The 15,134-nt window shown below is 65.8% G+C and carries 18 protein-coding genes; 10 read left to right on the forward strand and 8 right to left on the reverse strand.

The window, feature by feature from the left end; all coding sequences use genetic code 11:
- Nucleotides 1-18: 18 nt before the first annotated feature.
- The 4 genes from rplI to DVT68_RS04010 form a co-directional block, all read right to left on the reverse strand.
- On the reverse strand, nt 19-468 hold the full coding sequence (rplI, locus tag DVT68_RS03995; RefSeq protein ID WP_114823728.1) for a 50S ribosomal protein L9: 450 nt from the start codon (nt 466-468) through the stop codon (nt 19-21).
- 219 nt (nt 469-687) lie between these two features.
- Complete coding sequence (gene rpsR / locus DVT68_RS04000; protein ID WP_017462785.1) at nt 688-918, reverse strand: 30S ribosomal protein S18; 231 nt, start codon at nt 916-918, stop codon at nt 688-690.
- Nucleotides 919-932: 14 nt separating this feature from the next.
- The gene (gene rpsF / locus DVT68_RS04005) at nt 933-1,370 is read right to left on the reverse strand and encodes a 30S ribosomal protein S6 (RefSeq protein WP_114823729.1); all 438 of its coding nucleotides are present in this window, start codon (nt 1,368-1,370) and stop codon (nt 933-935) included.
- Nucleotides 1,371-1,692: 322 nt separating this feature from the next.
- A complete protein-coding gene (locus DVT68_RS04010; RefSeq protein WP_114823730.1) occupies nt 1,693-2,019 on the reverse strand; it encodes a HesB/IscA family protein in 327 nt (108 codons plus the stop codon).
- Nucleotides 2,020-2,154: 135 nt separating this feature from the next.
- On the opposite strand from DVT68_RS04010, the gene asnS reads away from it, so the two are divergent.
- From asnS to DVT68_RS04045, 7 genes are all read left to right on the forward strand, one after another.
- The gene (gene asnS, locus DVT68_RS04015; protein WP_114823731.1) at nt 2,155-3,555 is read left to right on the forward strand and encodes an asparagine--tRNA ligase; all 1,401 of its coding nucleotides are present in this window, start codon (nt 2,155-2,157) and stop codon (nt 3,553-3,555) included.
- Between the two features lie 14 nt (nt 3,556-3,569).
- A complete protein-coding gene (locus tag DVT68_RS04020) occupies nt 3,570-4,430 on the forward strand; it encodes a MalM family protein (RefSeq protein WP_114823732.1) in 861 nt (286 codons plus the stop codon).
- A 37-nt stretch (nt 4,431-4,467) separates the two neighbouring features.
- Nucleotides 4,468-4,782 carry a hypothetical protein gene (locus DVT68_RS04025; protein ID WP_114823733.1) on the forward strand — a complete coding sequence of 105 codons (315 nt, stop codon included), beginning with the start codon at nt 4,468-4,470 and terminating at the stop codon, nt 4,780-4,782.
- 22 nt (nt 4,783-4,804) lie between these two features.
- Complete coding sequence (locus tag DVT68_RS04030) at nt 4,805-5,593, forward strand: SDR family oxidoreductase (protein ID WP_114823734.1); 789 nt, start codon at nt 4,805-4,807, stop codon at nt 5,591-5,593.
- 169 nt (nt 5,594-5,762) lie between these two features.
- Nucleotides 5,763-7,214 carry an aldehyde dehydrogenase gene (locus DVT68_RS04035; protein ID WP_114823735.1) on the forward strand — a complete coding sequence of 484 codons (1,452 nt, stop codon included), beginning with the start codon at nt 5,763-5,765 and terminating at the stop codon, nt 7,212-7,214.
- A gap of 10 nt (nt 7,215-7,224) precedes the next feature.
- Nucleotides 7,225-7,893, forward strand: coding sequence for a carbonate dehydratase (gene can, locus DVT68_RS04040; RefSeq protein ID WP_114823736.1), 669 nt, complete (start codon nt 7,225-7,227; stop codon nt 7,891-7,893).
- A complete protein-coding gene (locus DVT68_RS04045) occupies nt 7,890-8,312 on the forward strand; it encodes a RidA family protein (protein WP_114823737.1) in 423 nt (140 codons plus the stop codon). Before can ends, DVT68_RS04045 begins: the two co-directional genes overlap by 4 nt.
- Nucleotides 8,313-8,395: 83 nt before the next feature.
- On the opposite strand, the gene DVT68_RS04050 is transcribed toward DVT68_RS04045, so the two are convergent.
- The 4 genes from DVT68_RS04050 to DVT68_RS04065 form a co-directional block, all read right to left on the reverse strand.
- Nucleotides 8,396-8,641, reverse strand: a complete 246-nt coding sequence (locus tag DVT68_RS04050) for a signal peptidase (RefSeq protein ID WP_114823738.1) — start codon at nt 8,639-8,641, stop codon at nt 8,396-8,398.
- Nucleotides 8,642-8,830: 189 nt separating this feature from the next.
- Nucleotides 8,831-9,613, reverse strand: a complete 783-nt coding sequence (gene hutG / locus DVT68_RS04055) for an N-formylglutamate deformylase (protein WP_114823739.1) — start codon at nt 9,611-9,613, stop codon at nt 8,831-8,833.
- Between the two features lie 111 nt (nt 9,614-9,724).
- Nucleotides 9,725-11,071, reverse strand: coding sequence for a glutathione-disulfide reductase (gene gorA, locus DVT68_RS04060; RefSeq protein ID WP_114823740.1), 1,347 nt, complete (start codon nt 11,069-11,071; stop codon nt 9,725-9,727).
- Between the two features lie 58 nt (nt 11,072-11,129).
- Nucleotides 11,130-12,389 carry an NAD(P)/FAD-dependent oxidoreductase gene (locus tag DVT68_RS04065; protein WP_114823741.1) on the reverse strand — a complete coding sequence of 420 codons (1,260 nt, stop codon included), beginning with the start codon at nt 12,387-12,389 and terminating at the stop codon, nt 11,130-11,132.
- A 235-nt stretch (nt 12,390-12,624) separates the two neighbouring features.
- Between DVT68_RS04065 and DVT68_RS04070 the strand changes: the two genes are divergently transcribed.
- The 3 genes from DVT68_RS04070 (at nt 12,625) to DVT68_RS04080 (ending at nt 15,130) form a co-directional block, all read left to right on the forward strand.
- Nucleotides 12,625-13,803 carry a hypothetical protein gene (locus DVT68_RS04070; protein ID WP_199535950.1) on the forward strand — a complete coding sequence of 393 codons (1,179 nt, stop codon included), beginning with the start codon at nt 12,625-12,627 and terminating at the stop codon, nt 13,801-13,803.
- Between the two features lie 92 nt (nt 13,804-13,895).
- Nucleotides 13,896-14,468 (forward strand): C40 family peptidase, encoded by a 573-nt coding sequence (locus tag DVT68_RS04075; RefSeq protein ID WP_114823742.1) that lies wholly within the window; start codon nt 13,896-13,898, stop codon nt 14,466-14,468.
- Nucleotides 14,469-14,671: 203 nt separating this feature from the next.
- Nucleotides 14,672-15,130, forward strand: a complete 459-nt coding sequence (locus DVT68_RS04080) for a MarR family winged helix-turn-helix transcriptional regulator (protein WP_114823743.1) — start codon at nt 14,672-14,674, stop codon at nt 15,128-15,130.
- The last annotated feature ends 4 nt before the right edge of the window (nt 15,131-15,134 follow it).

The following is a 15,134-nucleotide window of genomic DNA, read 5'->3' on the forward strand; positions in this document are numbered from 1 at the left end:
CGCAAGCGATGGGGCGGCTTACTTTTCGCCGACCACGATCACCTTGACCTGGGTCTGCACGTCGGCGTGCAGAGCGACCACGACCTCGAACTCGCCGGTGTGGCGGATCGGGCCTTCGCCCTGGATCACTTCGTTCTTGTGCACGTCGTGGCCAGCGGCCTCCAGGGCCTCGGCGATTTCGCGCGGACCGACCGAGCCGTACAGCTTGCCTTCCGGGCTGGCGTTCACGGTGATGGTCACCGAAGCGCCTTCCAGCTTGGCCTTGCGGCCTTCGGCGCCGGACAGCTGCGAGGCAGCCTTGGCTTCGTACTCGGCGCGGCGCTTCTCGAAGGCTTCGAGGTTGGCGGCGTTGACCGGCACGGCCTTGCCCTGCGGCAGGAGGTAGTTACGGCCGTAACCCGGCTTCACCTTGACCTTGTCGCCCAGGTTGCCGAGGTTGCGGACTTTCTCGAGAAGAATCAGTTCCATGGTGGTTCCTTTTCGTTAGCGCCGGTGTGGCCCGACGCAGCCGTGGACGGTTGTCCGAAGTTGGTTTTCCACTCCTTCTCCCCTTGGGGGAGAAGGGCGGGATGAGGGGTCAATCTTGCAAACGCCTTGAATCGAAGCTCGCTTGCCGATGCTCTTTCGCGAGCACCCACCCCTCACCTCAGTCCTCTCCCCGGAGGGGAGAGGAAGCTAAAGCACGACTTAAACGTCGTGGTTGTCGGTGTACGGCAGCAGGGCCAGGAAGCGGGCGCGCTTGATGGCGGTCGCCAGCTGACGCTGGTAGCGGGCCTTGGTGCCGGTGATGCGCGACGGAACGATCTTGCCGTTCTCGGTGACGTACTGGCGAAGGGTGTTGAGATCCTTGTAGTCGATCTCCTTCACCTTCTCAGCAGTGAAGCGGCAGAACTTGCGGCGGCGGAAGAACTTGGACATGTCTGTGCTCCTTATCAGTCGTCGCTGTCGCGATCGTTGTCACGGTCGTCGCGGTCACGACGGGCCGGGCGCTCATCACCCTCGCTGTCGTCATCGCGGCGGCGCGAGGACTTGGCGTCATCCTTTTCCTTGGACTTCAGGATGAAGGACTGCTCGGTGTCGGCCTCGTCACGTTTGATGACCAGGTGACGCAGCACGGCGTCGTTGAAGCGGAAGCCCGACTCCAGCTCGTTCAGCGCGTTCTGGCTGACTTCGATGTTGAGCATGACGTAGTGAGCCTTGGCCAGGTTCACGATCGGGTAAGCCAGCTGGCGGCGGCCCCAGTCTTCCAGGCGGTGGATCTTGCCGCCGTCGGTTTCGATCAGCGCCTTGTAGCGCTCGATCATGGCCGGGACCTGCTCGCTCTGGTCAGGGTGGACCAGGAACACGACTTCGTAATGTCGCAGGGACATCTGTGGGTAACTCCTTGTGGATGCGGCCTTTTTGGGGCCTGGCAGCCTCCCGCCCTATGCGGTGAGGCAAGGTTCCATCCGAACCCTTGGGGCGCGGACAGAAGCGGAAGTGTAAGGGATTTCAGGGGTTTGGGGCAAGCGGATCAGAGTGCAGGGCCACTCGGCCTTACGCCCTCTCATGACCGTCATCCCCGCGAAAGCGGGGATCCAGCGTCTCTCAACACTGCCGCCAGCCCTCCAAAGGCCCTGGATTCCCGTCCTCGCCCCCTTTTCGGGGTTCGCGAGGATGACGAACGCAAATCGTGTCGCGCGCCAGACGGGCTCAGCCGACCGTAAAGCTCTCCCCACAACCGCACTCGCCGGTGGCGTTCGGGTTGTGGAACACGAAGCTGGCGTTCAGGCCCTGGCGCTGAAAGTCGATCACGGTGCCATCGATGAGCGGCAGGCTCTTGCCATCCACGATCAAGGGAACGCCGTCGACGTTCAGCGTCTCGTCGCCCTCGCCCACAGTTTGGGCCAGGTCCACCACGTAGCCGAAACCGGAGCAGCCGGTTTTCTTCACGCCAAACCGCACACCCGCGGCGCCGGGGGCTCCGGCAAGGAAGGTGCGCATGCGCTCACTGGCGGCGGGGGTGATGGTGATGGTCATGGGTGGTGTGCAACTACCGGGTATTGCGATGGTCGGAAATCGGTCGCGAAGGGTCGCGACCTGAACGAGTCGCCATTATGATGCCAGATTCGTCTTATGCGCCCGATATGCGGCGCCCAGCAGGAGTTTCAATCCATGGCGGTGGTTAGTGTCAAGCAGGCTCTCTCCGGCAGCATCGAAGCCGGCAGCACCGTGACCGTGCGCGGCTGGGTTCGCACCCGGCGCGACTCGAAAGCCGGCCTGTCCTTCGTGAATGTCAGCGACGGCTCCTGCTTTGATCCGATCCAGGTGGTGGTCACCGGTGACGTGTCCAACTACGAGAGCGAGGTGAAGCACCTCACCGCCGGCGCTGGCGTGATCGCCACGGGCACCCTGGTCGCCTCGCAGGGCAAGGGCCAGAGCTTCGAGATCCAGGCGACGGAGGTGACCGTCACAGGCTTCGTCGACGATCCGGAAACCTATCCGATCCAGCCCAAGCAGCACTCGATGGAGTTCCTGCGCGAAGTGGCGCACCTGCGCCCGCGCACCAACCTGTTCGGCGCCGTGACCCGCGTGCGCCACACCATGATGACGGCGATCCACCGCTGGCTCACCGAGCAGGGCTTCTTCTGGATCAACACGCCGATCATCACCACCTCCGACGCCGAGGGCGCCGGCGACATGTTCCGTCTGTCCACGCTGGACCTGGCCAACCTGCCGCGCACGCCGGACGGCAAGATCGACTTCCGCAAGGATTTCTTCGGCCGTGAAGCCTTCCTCACCGTGTCCGGCCAGCTCAACGTCGAGGCCTACTGCCTGGCGATGAGCAAGGTGTACACCTTCGGCCCGACCTTCCGCGCCGAAAACTCCAACACCGCGCGCCACCTTGCCGAATTCTGGATGGTGGAGCCGGAGATCGCCTTCGCCGACCTCAACGCCGACGCCGACTGCGCCGAGGGCTTCCTCAAGGCGATCTTCAAGGCGGTGCTGGAGGAGCGCGGCGACGACATGGCGTTCTTCGCCGAACGCGTGCAGCCGGATGCGATCAGCCGTCTGGAAGCCTTTATCGCCCAGCCGTTTGAACGCATCGACTACACCGAGGCGGTCGACATCCTCAAGAAGTCGGGGCAGAAGTTCGAGTTCCCGGTGGCCTGGGGCATCGACCTGCAGACCGAGCACGAGCGCTACCTCGCCGAGAAGCACGTCGGCCGTCCGGTCGTGGTGATGAACTACCCCGAACAGATCAAGGCCTTCTACATGCGCCTGAACGACGACGAGAAGACCGTCGCCGCGATGGACGTGCTGGCCCCGGGCATCGGCGAGATCATCGGCGGCAGCCAGCGCGAGGAGCGCCTGGACTACCTCGACCGCCGCATGGTCCAGTTCGGCCTCGATCCGGCCACCTATGGCTGGTACCGCGACCTGCGCCGCTACGGCACCGTGCCGCACGCAGGCTTCGGCCTCGGCTTCGAGCGCCTGCTGGTGTACGTGTGTGGCCTGTCCAACATCCGCGACGCCATCCCCTACCCGCGTGCAGCGGGAACGGCTGAATTCTGATCCACGGTTACCCCATGCGTTATCGCCCGATCGTCGCCACAGCCCTCGTTGCCGCCGCCGTCCTGGCCGGTGGATGCCACAGCGCGAAGTCGCTGGTGCCGCCCAACCTGCGTGCGTCGGAAAACCCCAATGGCGGCCTCGACCAGGCCAAGGCGGCGCTGCAGCAGGCCACGCCCTGCTGCAGCACCTTCGCCGACTTCTCCTACCAGACACCGCTGCCATGGAAGCCGAAGAAGTACGTGCTCGGCCCGGGCAGCATGGTGGCCAGCCTCAATGGCGAGCGCAGCTACTTCCTGAGTTTCGCCCTGCCTCGCGACGTGAAGTTTCCCTATCGCATCGCGTTCAAGTCCGAATTGAGCGGCCGCTGGCTGCGCGCCAGCTATCTGTTTGCGCCCACCATCGTGGTGCTTGACGAGGCGTTCCAGCCGCTCAGCTCCGAGGACGTCGGCCTGTGCGAACACATGGGCTGGACCGACGAAACCACCGGCGCCTTCGGCAGTGTCGAGGTGAAGGATCCGCGCGCCCGCTACCTGGTGCTGTACAGCTCGGCCAAGCAGCAGGCTGGCAACACCTACTGGGAGCAGTCGCCGGCCGCCTTCTCGGCGGAGGCGCCGGTCAAGATGGCCAACACAGGCACGTTCAAGGTGCCGCACGGACCGAACGGCACGGTGTGGGTCGGCCATATGGACAAGACCTACAAGGACGCCGTGGACAACGCCATCTGCGCCAAGCCGGCGCAAGGCGACGGTGTGCTCAATACGCTACGTGACGCCATCCCGTTGCCGGGCATCGGGGAGAACAACAAGCCCGACGCCACCAAGAACGGCGGCAACCAGGACGCCACGCCATCCGCAGCCGGCGCAGCCAAGGGCTGATCGCCGCCAACGACCACACCGGGCACACTTGCACGTCATGATCGAGCTCTATCTCACCCTACTCGTCGCCGGCGTCGCCTGCTTCGTACTGCACTTTGCCTCGCAGTACCGGGTGGCCTCGCTGCTGCGCCGCCATCATCCGCGCGAATGGCAGATCATCGCCGAGGCCGACGGCCAGCCCACCAATGCCCTGCGCACCTGGATGCGCCTGCAGCTCGCGCTGCGATCGCCGGTGCTACCGGCGCTCGAAGACGGCGCCATCACGCGCTGGCGCCGCGCCTGGCGCTACAGCCTGTGGGTGGCGTGGCTATGCTGGTTTGGCGCGCTGGGCGTACAACTCAACGCTCGCTGATCCCCACCCCGGAGGAAACGCCATGCTGTTGGACCTGAGCGGACGTCATGCACTGGTTTGCGGCGCCTCCCAAGGCATCGGCCACGCCAGCGCGATCGAACTGGCAGAACTTGGCGCAAGCGTGACGCTCCTGTCGCGCTCGGCCGCCTCGTTGCAGTCGGCGGCCGAGGCGCTGCCCCGTCGCGCCGGCCAGCAGCATCGATGGTTCGCCGTCGACATGGCCGACACGGAAGGCCTGCATCGGGCGCTGGTCGACATGGTGGCCGATCATCCGATCGAGATCCTGATCAACAACACCGGCGGCCCGCCGGGTGGCCCCGCGCATGCCGCCGAGCTGGGCGCGTTCGAAGCGGCCTTCCGCCAGCATCTGCTGGCCGGTCAGACGCTGGTGCAGGCGCTGCTGCCGGGCATGCGCGCCAGCAGTTACGGGCGCATCGTCAACGTCATCTCCACCTCGGTGAAGGAACCGATCGCCGGGCTCGGCGTGTCCAACACCGTGCGCGCCGCGGTGGCGGCATGGGCCAAGACGCTGTCCAGTGAGCTTGCCGCCGACGGTATCACCGTCAACAACGTGCTGCCCGGCTACACCCGCACTGCCCGCCTCGACGGCCTGCTGGCCGCGCAATCGCGCAACTCCGGGATTACCGAGCACGAGATTGCCCAGGGCATGCTGGCCAGCGTGCCGGCGCGTCGCTTCGGCGAAGCGGCGGAAGTGGCCGCAGTCGTCGCCTTCCTGTGCACGCCCGCGGCGGCCTATGTGAACGGCGTGAGCATCGCGGTGGATGGCGGCCGTACGCGCTCGCTGAGCTGATATCGCCTTCTTGAAGCTGTAGGTGCGCTTTGCGCGCGACCTTCGGCTGCCAAGCCTCCACGCTGTGGGCTCTTCGCGCACAGGACGCCCTTCTCCGAGGGAGTGCTTCACCTCGCGCATACGCACGCGTCCGGTGCAATTGAGCGCCCCAGGCCTTAAGCTTGCGCCGATGCCAACCCCGCGCCTCGCCAACCTGATCGACGGCCGCCTGCAGGCGCCGCGTCACGATCGCTGGCTGGACGTGTTCGAACCCGCCACTGGCCAGGTGTTCGCGCACTGTCCCGATTCCTCTTCCGAAGACGTCGCAGACGCCGTGGCTGCCGCACAGCGCGCCGCGCCCGGCTGGAGCGTCACGCCCACCGAACAGCGCGCTCGCCTGCTCAACCGCCTGGCCGACCTGGTCGAAGCGCGCATGGACGAGTTCGTCGCGCTGGAATCGCGCGACAGCGGCAAGCCGCTCGCGCAGGCCCGACAGCTGGACATTCCCCGCGCCGTTTCCAACCTGCGCTATTTCGCTGCCGCGATCGTGCCGTGGAGCAGCGAATCGCATGCGATGGAAACTGGCGCCATCAACTACACGCTGCGCCAGCCGCTGGGCGTGGTGGGCTGCATCAGCCCGTGGAACCTGCCGCTCTACCTGTTCACCTGGAAGATCGCGCCGGCGCTGGCCGCCGGCAACGCGGTGGTGGCCAAGCCGTCGGAGATCACGCCATGCACCGCCGCCCTGCTGGGCGAGCTGAGCATCGAGGCGGGTTTTCCGCCCGGCGTACTGAACATCGTGCAGGGCCGCGGCCCTGACGTGGGCCAGTCCATCGTCGAGCATCCGGCGGTGAAAGCGGTGTCCTTCACCGGCAGCACGCGCACCGGCGCGCAGATCGCCAGCGCCGCCGCGCCGCAGTTCAAGAAGCTGTCGCTGGAACTGGGCGGCAAGAATCCCGCCGTGGTGTTCGAGGACGCCGACCTCAACGACGCCAACCTCGACACCATCGTGCGCTCGGGTTTCGCCAACCAGGGCGAAATTTGCCTGTGCGGATCCCGGCTGCTGGTGCAGCGTTCGATCTACGACGCCTTTCGCGAGCGCTATCTCGCACGTGTGAAGGCGTTGCGCGTGGGTGATCCGAGTGAGACGGGCAGCGACCTGGGCGCGCTCGTCTCGCGCGAACATTTCGACAAGGTGATGGGCTGCATCGATACCGCGCGCACGGAAGGCGGCCAGGTACTCTGTGGCGGCGACGCCGTGCAGATGCAGGGACGCTGCGCGAATGGCTGGTTTGTCGCGCCAACCGTCATCGAAGGGCTGGCCAGCGACGCGGCCACCAACCAGCACGAAATTTTCGGCCCGGTCGTCACGCTGATTCCCTTCGATGACGAGGCCGAAGCGCTGGCCGTCGCCAATGGCACCGGTTACGGCCTCGCGGCCTCGGTATGGACGCGCGACCTCTCCCGTGCGCACCGCTTCGCCGCGCAACTGGATTTCGGCATCGTGTGGACCAACTGCTGGCTGTTGCGCGACCTGCGCACGCCGTTCGGCGGCACGAAGCAATCCGGCGTCGGCCGCGAAGGCGGCGCCGAAGCGCTGCGCTTCTTCACCGAGCCGAAAAATATCTGCATTCGCTATTGAGAAGATCGCCGTGAAAAGCCCCCTCCAGAACCTCATCGACAGCAACCTCGCCTGGTCCGCTGCGGTGCGCGCGCAGGATCCGCGCTTCTTCGAACGCCTCGCCCAGCAACAAGCGCCGAAGTACCTGTGGATCGGCTGTTCCGATTCGCGCGTGCCGGCGACCCAGATCGTCGACCTGCCGCCGGGTGACATCTTCGTCCAGCGCAATGTCGCCAACGTGGTGTCGCACACGGACCTCAACTGCCTGAGCACCATCCAGTTCGCCGTCGACGTGCTCAAGGTCGAGCACATCATCGTGGTCGGCCACTACGGTTGCGGCGGCGTGCAGGCGGTGCTGGACGACCGTCGCCTCGGCCTGGTCGACAACTGGCTGCGCCATGTGGCCGACGTGGCGCAGAAGCACTCGCACCTGCTGTCATCGATCGACCTGATGAACCTGCGCAACGCCCGACTGTGCGAGCTCAACGCGATGGAGCAGGTGGTCAACGTGTGCCACACCACGATGGTGATGGACGCTTGGGAACGCGGACAGAAACTGTCGGTGCACGCCTGGTGCTACAGCCTGTTCGACGGCCACGTGAACGATCTGGGCATGCACGTGAGTCAGCGCACCGACCTCAAGCCCGCCTACGAACACGCGCTGCAGCAACTGGGCACCATCCCCGAGTTCAACCGATGAGCGACGTGGTCCGCACCGAGCAGGCGCCCGCCCCGGTGGGCGCTTACCCGCACGCCAGGCGCGTGGGTGACTTGCTGTTCCTGTCGGGTGTAGGACCGCGCATGCCGGGCAGCAATGCCATCCCCGGCAACGTCCATGACGCACAAGGCGCGCTGGTTGCGTACGACATCGAGGCGCAGTGCCGTCAGGTGTTCGCCAATGTGCGCGCCGTGCTGGAAGCCAGCGGCGCGCGCTGGGAGGATCTGGTCGACGTGACCGTGTTCCTCACCGACATGGCGCGCGATTTTCCCGCCTACAACCGGCTCTATGCCGAGTACTTCGCCGGCGTGGATGCCTGTCGCACCACGCTGGGCATCACCGCCCTGCCGACGCCGATCGCGATCGAACTCAAGTGCGTGGCATACCTGGGTAACAAGTGACGCGGAGCGGGAAGCGCGACTAACCCGCCCGCGCTTGCGGAAACCAGGCCCCGACACTCACGCCGGGGCCCGGCCATCAAGCCTCAATGGCTGGGTTCGGTCTGCGGCAGCGTCGACTTGGCCGTGCGCTTGGCCGACTTGCTGCCCTTCTGCTTGGGCTGGCCGTTGTTTTCCGACTTGTTCTTGTGGTGGTGATGCGAAGAAGAACTCGCCGGCTGCGTCGCTGCCGGCTTGGGCGCGGCCGCCTGCGGGGCAGCTTCCTGAGCCAGCACGGAACCGGAAAGAGCGACACCCGCCACAAGCAGGGAAGCGATCGCGAACTTACGCATGATGATGAACCTCGGACGTCTGATGCCGCGGACCCGGCCGGAACCCGGCAAGCCACGGGTGGCGCGACAACTACACATTGGCATGTTTCGAGACGCCGCGGAACAGCGTGCGTCAACGATGCGCACGCGACGTTCGCGGCGTGCGCCTTGACATTGCAACTCCCTAACAAGCCACGAAGTTTCTTGCGCTCACGCCACGCAGCGCTGCAGCAACTGGCCAATCAGCTCCTGGGCCTTGGCCGCCTTTGCCTCGTCGTACGCGAAGCTGTCCTCGTCCATGTAATTGAGCTGCGCGAGCTCCAGCTGCACGGCCTCGACGCCGTCTGCCGGCCGCCCGTAGTGACGGGTGATATAGCCGCCCTTGAAGCGGCCATTGACCACGAAACTGTATGACGACTGCGCTTCCAGCGCGCCTTGCAGCGCCTGCTGCAACGCCTGCGAACAGCTCGCGCCTTCGGCGGTGCCAAGATTGAAGTCGGGCAACTGGCCCTCGAACAGCATCGGCACCCGGCTGCGAATCGAGTGACCCTCCCACAGCACCACACGGCCATGCTCGGCGCGCAGGCGGTCAAGTTCTTGCGAAAGCGCCTGGTGGTACGGATGCCAGAATTCATTTACCCGCTGTTGAATTTCTTCCGCTGACGGCTCGGCGCCATCGAGGTAAAGCGGTTCGCCGTCGAAGCCGATGGTCGACACCAGGCCGGTTTCGCGGCGCCCCGGATACAGCGCCCGACCGTCGGCCGGGCGATTGAGGTCCACCACGTAGCGCGACGCCGTTGGACGCAGCACGCTCGCGCCCAGCGCACGGGCCAGCGGCTCGTACAGGCGCCCCACATGCCAATCGGTATCGACCGATCTGCGCGCCGCCGGACGCATGCGCGCGGCGATCGCCTCGGGAATGTAGCTGCCGTCGTGCGGCAGGCTGATCAGCAGCGGTGCGACGCCGCGATGGAGCGTGTAGGTCGAGGTCATCGGGCGAGTCTAACGGGGTAGAAGCAGGAGTGAGTGAAGAGGAGTGAGAAGTCAGAGAAAAGAAGGTGTTGCCTTCTCTCACTACTCACTCCTCTTCACTCACTTCTCGCCTCAACCCATGAGCACGAGTTCTTCCGCCGAGCTCGGATGGATCGCCACCGTCGCGTCGAGGTCGCGCTTGCGCAGCCCCATCTTCATCGCCACGGCGAATCCTTGCAGCATTTCTTCCGCGCCAGCGCCTAACACATGGATGCCCACCACGCGCTCGTCCGCGCCAACGCACAGCAGCTTCACCAGGGTCTGCGGCCCCGCCTTCACCACCGCCGACTGCAACGGCGTAAAGCGGCTGTGATAGACGCGCAGCGCATCACCGTGACGCGACCGCGCCTGCGCCTCGGTGAGGCCAACCATCGCCAGTGGCGGCTCGGCGAACACCACGCTGGGAATGTTCTCGTAATCGAGACGGCTATCAGGCTCGCCACCGAACAGGCGATCGGCCAGCCGTCGTCCGGCCGCAACCGCCACTGGGGTGAGTTCCTCGCGACCGGTGACGTCACCGACAGCGCACACACCTGTCACGCTGGTGTTCTGCCAGGCATCGGTGACGACGTGCCCCTCCTCATCGACTTGAACGCCGGCAGCGTCGAGGTCGAGGCGCTCGGTGTCGGGAATGCGCCCGACGGCCCACAACAAGGCGTCACAAGGACTGCCCGGACCGTTGACCGCATCGTCGAGGACCAGACCCTCACCCTCCCGCTGCAGCCCACCAACCTGCACGTCGTGAGTGATCACGACGCCCTGCGCGCGCAGATGCTCTTCCAGCGCTTCCACCAACTCTCCATCGAAATCGGCCAGCAGGCGGCTGCGTACGTGCAACGAGATCTCGCTGCCGAGCGCGCGCAGCAGGCCGGCGAACTCCACTGCGATGTAACCGCCACCCACAATGGCGATGCGTCGTGGCAACGCATGCAGGGCGAATATGTCGTCGGAGACCATGCCCAGCTCGAAGCCCGGCACGTCGAGGCGCCGCGGCCGCGCGCCGGTCGCGATCACGATCTGGGTGGCGCGCAGTTCTTCGCCGCACGAAGTGGCCACGGTATTCGGCGAGACGAAGCGACCGGTTTCCGCGTAGACCTGGATGCCGGAGGCGGCCAATCGACTTGCGTAGCGTTCACGGATGCCATCGATATAGACCTGGCGGTGCTGACGGAAGCGCTCCCAGTCGAGCTGACCGGGCTGCGAAGCAAAGCCGTAATCGAGCGCCAGCCGCTGGCCCTGGGCGAGCTGCGCGGCATACCACAGCGCCTTCTTCGGCACGCAGCCGACGTTCACGCAGGTGCCGCCAAGAGCGCCAGGTTCCAGCAAGGCCACGCGGGCGCCATGGCGCGCGGCGCGGAAGGCCGTGGCGAGGCCGCCCGAACCGCCGCCAAGCACGATCAGGTCAAAGGTTTCAGCCATTCCCCTCTCCCTTTCAAACCCCAACCCTAAGCGAGCAGGCGATCAGGCGGCGTCAAGGTCAGACGCCAAAGCGCGCCGGTGCATAAGGAGCGGGGTCGATCGCCGGGTTCTCGCCACGCATCAGCGACGCGACCAGCTCGCCGGTCGCCGCCGACATGCTCACGCCGAGCATGCCGTGCGCGGTGGCGAGCATCAGGTTGGACCATCGCGAACTTGGCCCGATGATCGGCACCTCGTCCATGCTCATCGGACGCCATCCCCACCATTCCTCCAGCAGTTGCGCGCCCTCAGGTTCGCGCAAGCCTTGGGCGGCGCCGCGGCGCAGCGCATCCAGGCGCGTGCGGTTAAGTCCTTCGACGTAACCGGAGAACTCCATCGTGCTGCCCAGACGATAGCCACTGGCCCAGGTGGTGACGCAGACCGAAGCCTCGCGCAACACCAGCGCATGACGCGGCGCCAGCTGCGGGCGCGTATAGGTCAGCGAATAGCCTTTGCCCGGCTGCATCGGCAGGCGCAGCCCCAGTTGCTTGCCCAGCAGTGGCGACCACGCGCCCAGCGCCATCACCACGCGGTCGCCGCTGAACACGCCACGCGACGTTCGCACGTGGTCGATGCGCCCGTCCTTGACGCCAAGCTGATCGATGCGCGCGCCCGTCTCGATGTCGCCGCCAAGCTCGACGACGCGGCGCGCCAGTTCCGCGACGAACCGGTCCGGTCGCAGGCGGGCATCGCCCGGATGGTAGAGGCCACCGGCCACGCCCGGCTTCAGCGCCGGTTCGCGTGCTTCCACCTCGTCGCTGCGCCAACGCTGCACCTCCACGCCCAGGCGATCCAGCAGCTCCGCGTGGTGGCGCTCGTCGTCCTGTAGCGCGCGCGGTGTGCGGTACACATACAACTCGCCCTCGTGACCGAATTCACAGTCGAGGTGTTCGTCGTGCACCAGCACTTCCAGCAGCCGGCGCGAGTGTTGCAGGATGGCCGAGCGCGCCTGCGCGGCATGCTGGAAATCACGCCAGTTGCAGTGGCGCGCAAAGCCCAGCAGCCAACGCAGGCGTGGACCGTCGAAGCGTGGATTGAGGTAAAGCGGCGCGTCGGCGCGCAGCATCGAGCGCAACGCGACGCCGAGCATGCCGGGCATGGCGAGCGGGGCGGCGTGGCTGGGCGTGATCGTTCCACAATTGCCGTGCGAACTGCCGCAACCCGGCGTACCCTGCTCCAGAACGCGCACGGTAGCCCCGGATTTCCGCAGGTAATAAGCGCAGGCCAGGCCGATGACACCGCCGCCAAGAATCAACACATCACTGCGTGAAGCATCCATGAGGTTATTGTAGCGTCGCAATTGCCGGCCCTAACCCCGAGGGATCAGAGCGATGGACAGGTCTGATAGGAAATCTGGCTGGGTCAGCCACGCATGGCGTCGGGCCATGCTAGCCGCAACGGCCATGGCCGGCCTACTGGCCATGGCGTCACAGGCAAGCGCACAAAAGACGCCGCCCTCCGTTCCGTCCCCTGCGCAAACATCGTCACCGGCCCGGGCATCGTCGGGCACGCAGGTGTCGCGCGATCTGTTCACCGAGACGGCGCACATCAAGAGCGACCTGATGCGCTACTTGTACCTGCGCGAGGTGATGCCGCAACTGACCAAGGACGATCGCCTGATCGACCAGCAGTTGCTCTCCACGGTGGAGGACGAACTGGGCCTGTACGACGAGGCGATCATCGATTTCCCCTTCGACAACCGCGTGCAGACACCCGTACCGCTGCCCTCGCCCACCGATTGGCAGGCGGCGGACGCAGCGAGCGAGATCGCGAAACTCGCCGCCTCACGGCATATCGTGATGATCAACGAGGCGCACCACGATGCGCACACGCGCGAACTGACCCTGGCCTTGCTGCCCAAGCTGCGCGCCGAGGGATTCAACTATTTCGCCGCCGAAGCGCTGAGCAACAACGACACCGACCTGATGAAGCGGGGCTATCCGATCGCCAGCTCCGGCAGCGAGTACCTGCACGAGCCGCTGTACGGCCAGATCATCCGCGAGGCGATCCGGCTGGGTTTCAAGATCGTGGCCTATGAATCGGATGCCGATCTGCTGGCCGAGCGCGAAGCCGGACAGGCCAACCTGATCTATCGCCAGGTGTTCGCCAAGGACCCCAAGGCCAAGCTGTTCGTGCATGCCGGCTACGCCCATATCGACAAGGCGCCGGGCAACCTTGGAGGCAGCATCAAGCCGATGGCCATGCAGCTGAAGGAGCTGACCGGCTTCGACCCGTTGTCGATCGACCAGACCCGCTGGCGTGACATCGGTCCGATGCCCAAGACCGAGCCGTACCAGCAGCTGTATGCGCAATTCCCGGTGGACCGGCCGTCGGTGCTGATCAGCCGGCTGAGCGGCAGCGTGTGGGCCTCCGATCCGGCGAGGCACGACGTCGACGTGATCCTGCCGCCCTCGGGCCACGAGCGTCGCCCCCACTGGCTGGCCCTCGGCGGGGCGCGCCAGTCACGGGTGGTGTCCAGCGAGATGTGCCAGCGCCAGTTGCCCTGCGTGGTCGAGGCGCGCTACGCCAACGAGTCGGATGACGCCATCCCGGCGGATCGCTACGTTTTCCTCACCGACAACAGCATGAACACGCTCTACCTATGGCCCGGCGAGTACAAGATCACCAGCCATGATCGCGAGGGGCGCAAATTGAGTGATCGCACCATCACGGTCGACAAGCCCGGCTCATGAAGGCCGAGACCGATTCCAGCAATTACTCACAACTATCTTCCAAGCCATTGATTTGCTAACCTCGGCACCGTCTCACGCCGAGGGGAAGCTTGATGTGCCTGGACCCCGCCGATCCGTCCGTGCATCGGCCCGCGCGCTGGCGCGCGACGCGGCATCTGCTGTTGGGCGCGGTGGTCCTGTTGCTGGCCGCCTGCGCCAGCGGCGCCCGGCGTCCGGAGCCGACATACCGTGACTCGCATTCCTCCCTGGCCAACGAGCCCGCCCGCGCCCCGTCCGGCGCCACCGGCACCGCCAATGACGTGCTGTTCCGCGCCATCGCCCTGGTCGGCACGCCTTATCGCTGGGGCGGCAACACGCCGGACGGCGGCTTCGATTGCAGCGGCCTGGTGGACTACATCTACCGCAGCGCCGCCGGCCTGATGCTGCCCCACAGCTCGCGCGAGATGTCCCAGCTGGGTGGCGCCCGGGTGCGCCAGATGACCGACCTGATGAGCGGCGACCTGGTGTTTTTCGGCGGCAATGACGGCATCAGCCACGTCGGCGTCTACGTCGGCAAGGGCCGTTTCGTGCATGCGCCGAACAGCGGCGGCACCGTGCGGCTGGATGACATCGACGGCCCGTACTGGCGCGATCATTTCGCGTTCGGCAAGCGCCTGCTCGACTAAGCTCCGCCCCTCTTCCCCTGCAGGAGCGCACTGGATGCGCAGCGGCGGCATGACTGCGTCTCCGCCATGCAACGTCCCCGTGAGGGCCCGCTTTTCGCGCCCGGAGCGGGCTTCCACCGGACAGCCGACCTTTGACCGGGCCTATCGGATCCATCGGAACATTCAATTGTACACAATTGAATTTTGCACATATGATTCGTCCCATGGAACGCAAACCCACCCCCGATCACCTCCTGCTGGACCGGCAACTGTGTTTTGCGCTGTATGCGGCGTCCCGTTCTGTCACCGGCCTGTATCGGCCCTTGCTGGAACCGCTGGGTCTGACCTACCCGCAATACCTGGTGATGCTGGTGTTGTGGGAGCAGGAAGGCCTGACCGTTCGCGAACTCGGCGCCCGCCTGCAGCTGGATTCGGGGACGCTCACGCCCCTGCTGAAACGGTTGCAGGCGGCGGGGCTGGTCGACCGCCGCCGCCGCGCCGAAGACGAGCGCGAGGTGGAGATCCGCCTGACAGAGGCCGGCCTGGCCTTGCGTGAGCAGGCCAGCGACATCCCCGAATGCATGGCGCAACGCCTGCAGCTCTCACTCGAGCAGATGCAGACGCTGCGCGATGAACTGAAGCAACTGACCCGGCAACTCCAACTCTCCCCCACCGAGGAATGACACC

The organism is Dyella solisilvae, assembly GCF_003351225.1.
Lineage (GTDB): Bacteria > Pseudomonadota > Gammaproteobacteria > Xanthomonadales > Rhodanobacteraceae > Dyella > Dyella solisilvae.

Coding starts and splice junctions, on each gene's coding strand:
- rplI (WP_114823728.1), bottom strand. CDS start 468: ATGGAACTGATTCTTCTCGAGAAAGTCCGCAACCTCGGCAACCTGGGC.
- rpsR (WP_017462785.1), bottom strand. CDS start 918: ATGTCCAAGTTCTTCCGCCGCCGCAAGTTCTGCCGCTTCACTGCTGAG.
- rpsF (WP_114823729.1), bottom strand. CDS start 1,370: ATGTCCCTGCGACATTACGAAGTCGTGTTCCTGGTCCACCCTGACCAG.
- DVT68_RS04010 (WP_114823730.1), bottom strand. CDS start 2,019: ATGACCATCACCATCACCCCCGCCGCCAGTGAGCGCATGCGCACCTTC.
- asnS (WP_114823731.1), top strand. CDS start 2,155: ATGGCGGTGGTTAGTGTCAAGCAGGCTCTCTCCGGCAGCATCGAAGCC.
- DVT68_RS04020 (WP_114823732.1), top strand. CDS start 3,570: ATGCGTTATCGCCCGATCGTCGCCACAGCCCTCGTTGCCGCCGCCGTC.
- DVT68_RS04025 (WP_114823733.1), top strand. CDS start 4,468: ATGATCGAGCTCTATCTCACCCTACTCGTCGCCGGCGTCGCCTGCTTC.
- DVT68_RS04030 (WP_114823734.1), top strand. CDS start 4,805: ATGCTGTTGGACCTGAGCGGACGTCATGCACTGGTTTGCGGCGCCTCC.
- DVT68_RS04035 (WP_114823735.1), top strand. CDS start 5,763: ATGCCAACCCCGCGCCTCGCCAACCTGATCGACGGCCGCCTGCAGGCG.
- DVT68_RS04045 (WP_114823737.1), top strand. CDS start 7,890: ATGAGCGACGTGGTCCGCACCGAGCAGGCGCCCGCCCCGGTGGGCGCT.
- DVT68_RS04050 (WP_114823738.1), bottom strand. CDS start 8,641: ATGCGTAAGTTCGCGATCGCTTCCCTGCTTGTGGCGGGTGTCGCTCTT.
- hutG (WP_114823739.1), bottom strand. CDS start 9,613: ATGACCTCGACCTACACGCTCCATCGCGGCGTCGCACCGCTGCTGATC.
- gorA (WP_114823740.1), bottom strand. CDS start 11,071: ATGGCTGAAACCTTTGACCTGATCGTGCTTGGCGGCGGTTCGGGCGGC.
- DVT68_RS04065 (WP_114823741.1), bottom strand. CDS start 12,389: ATGGATGCTTCACGCAGTGATGTGTTGATTCTTGGCGGCGGTGTCATC.
- DVT68_RS04075 (WP_114823742.1), top strand. CDS start 13,896: ATGTGCCTGGACCCCGCCGATCCGTCCGTGCATCGGCCCGCGCGCTGG.
- DVT68_RS04080 (WP_114823743.1), top strand. CDS start 14,672: ATGGAACGCAAACCCACCCCCGATCACCTCCTGCTGGACCGGCAACTG.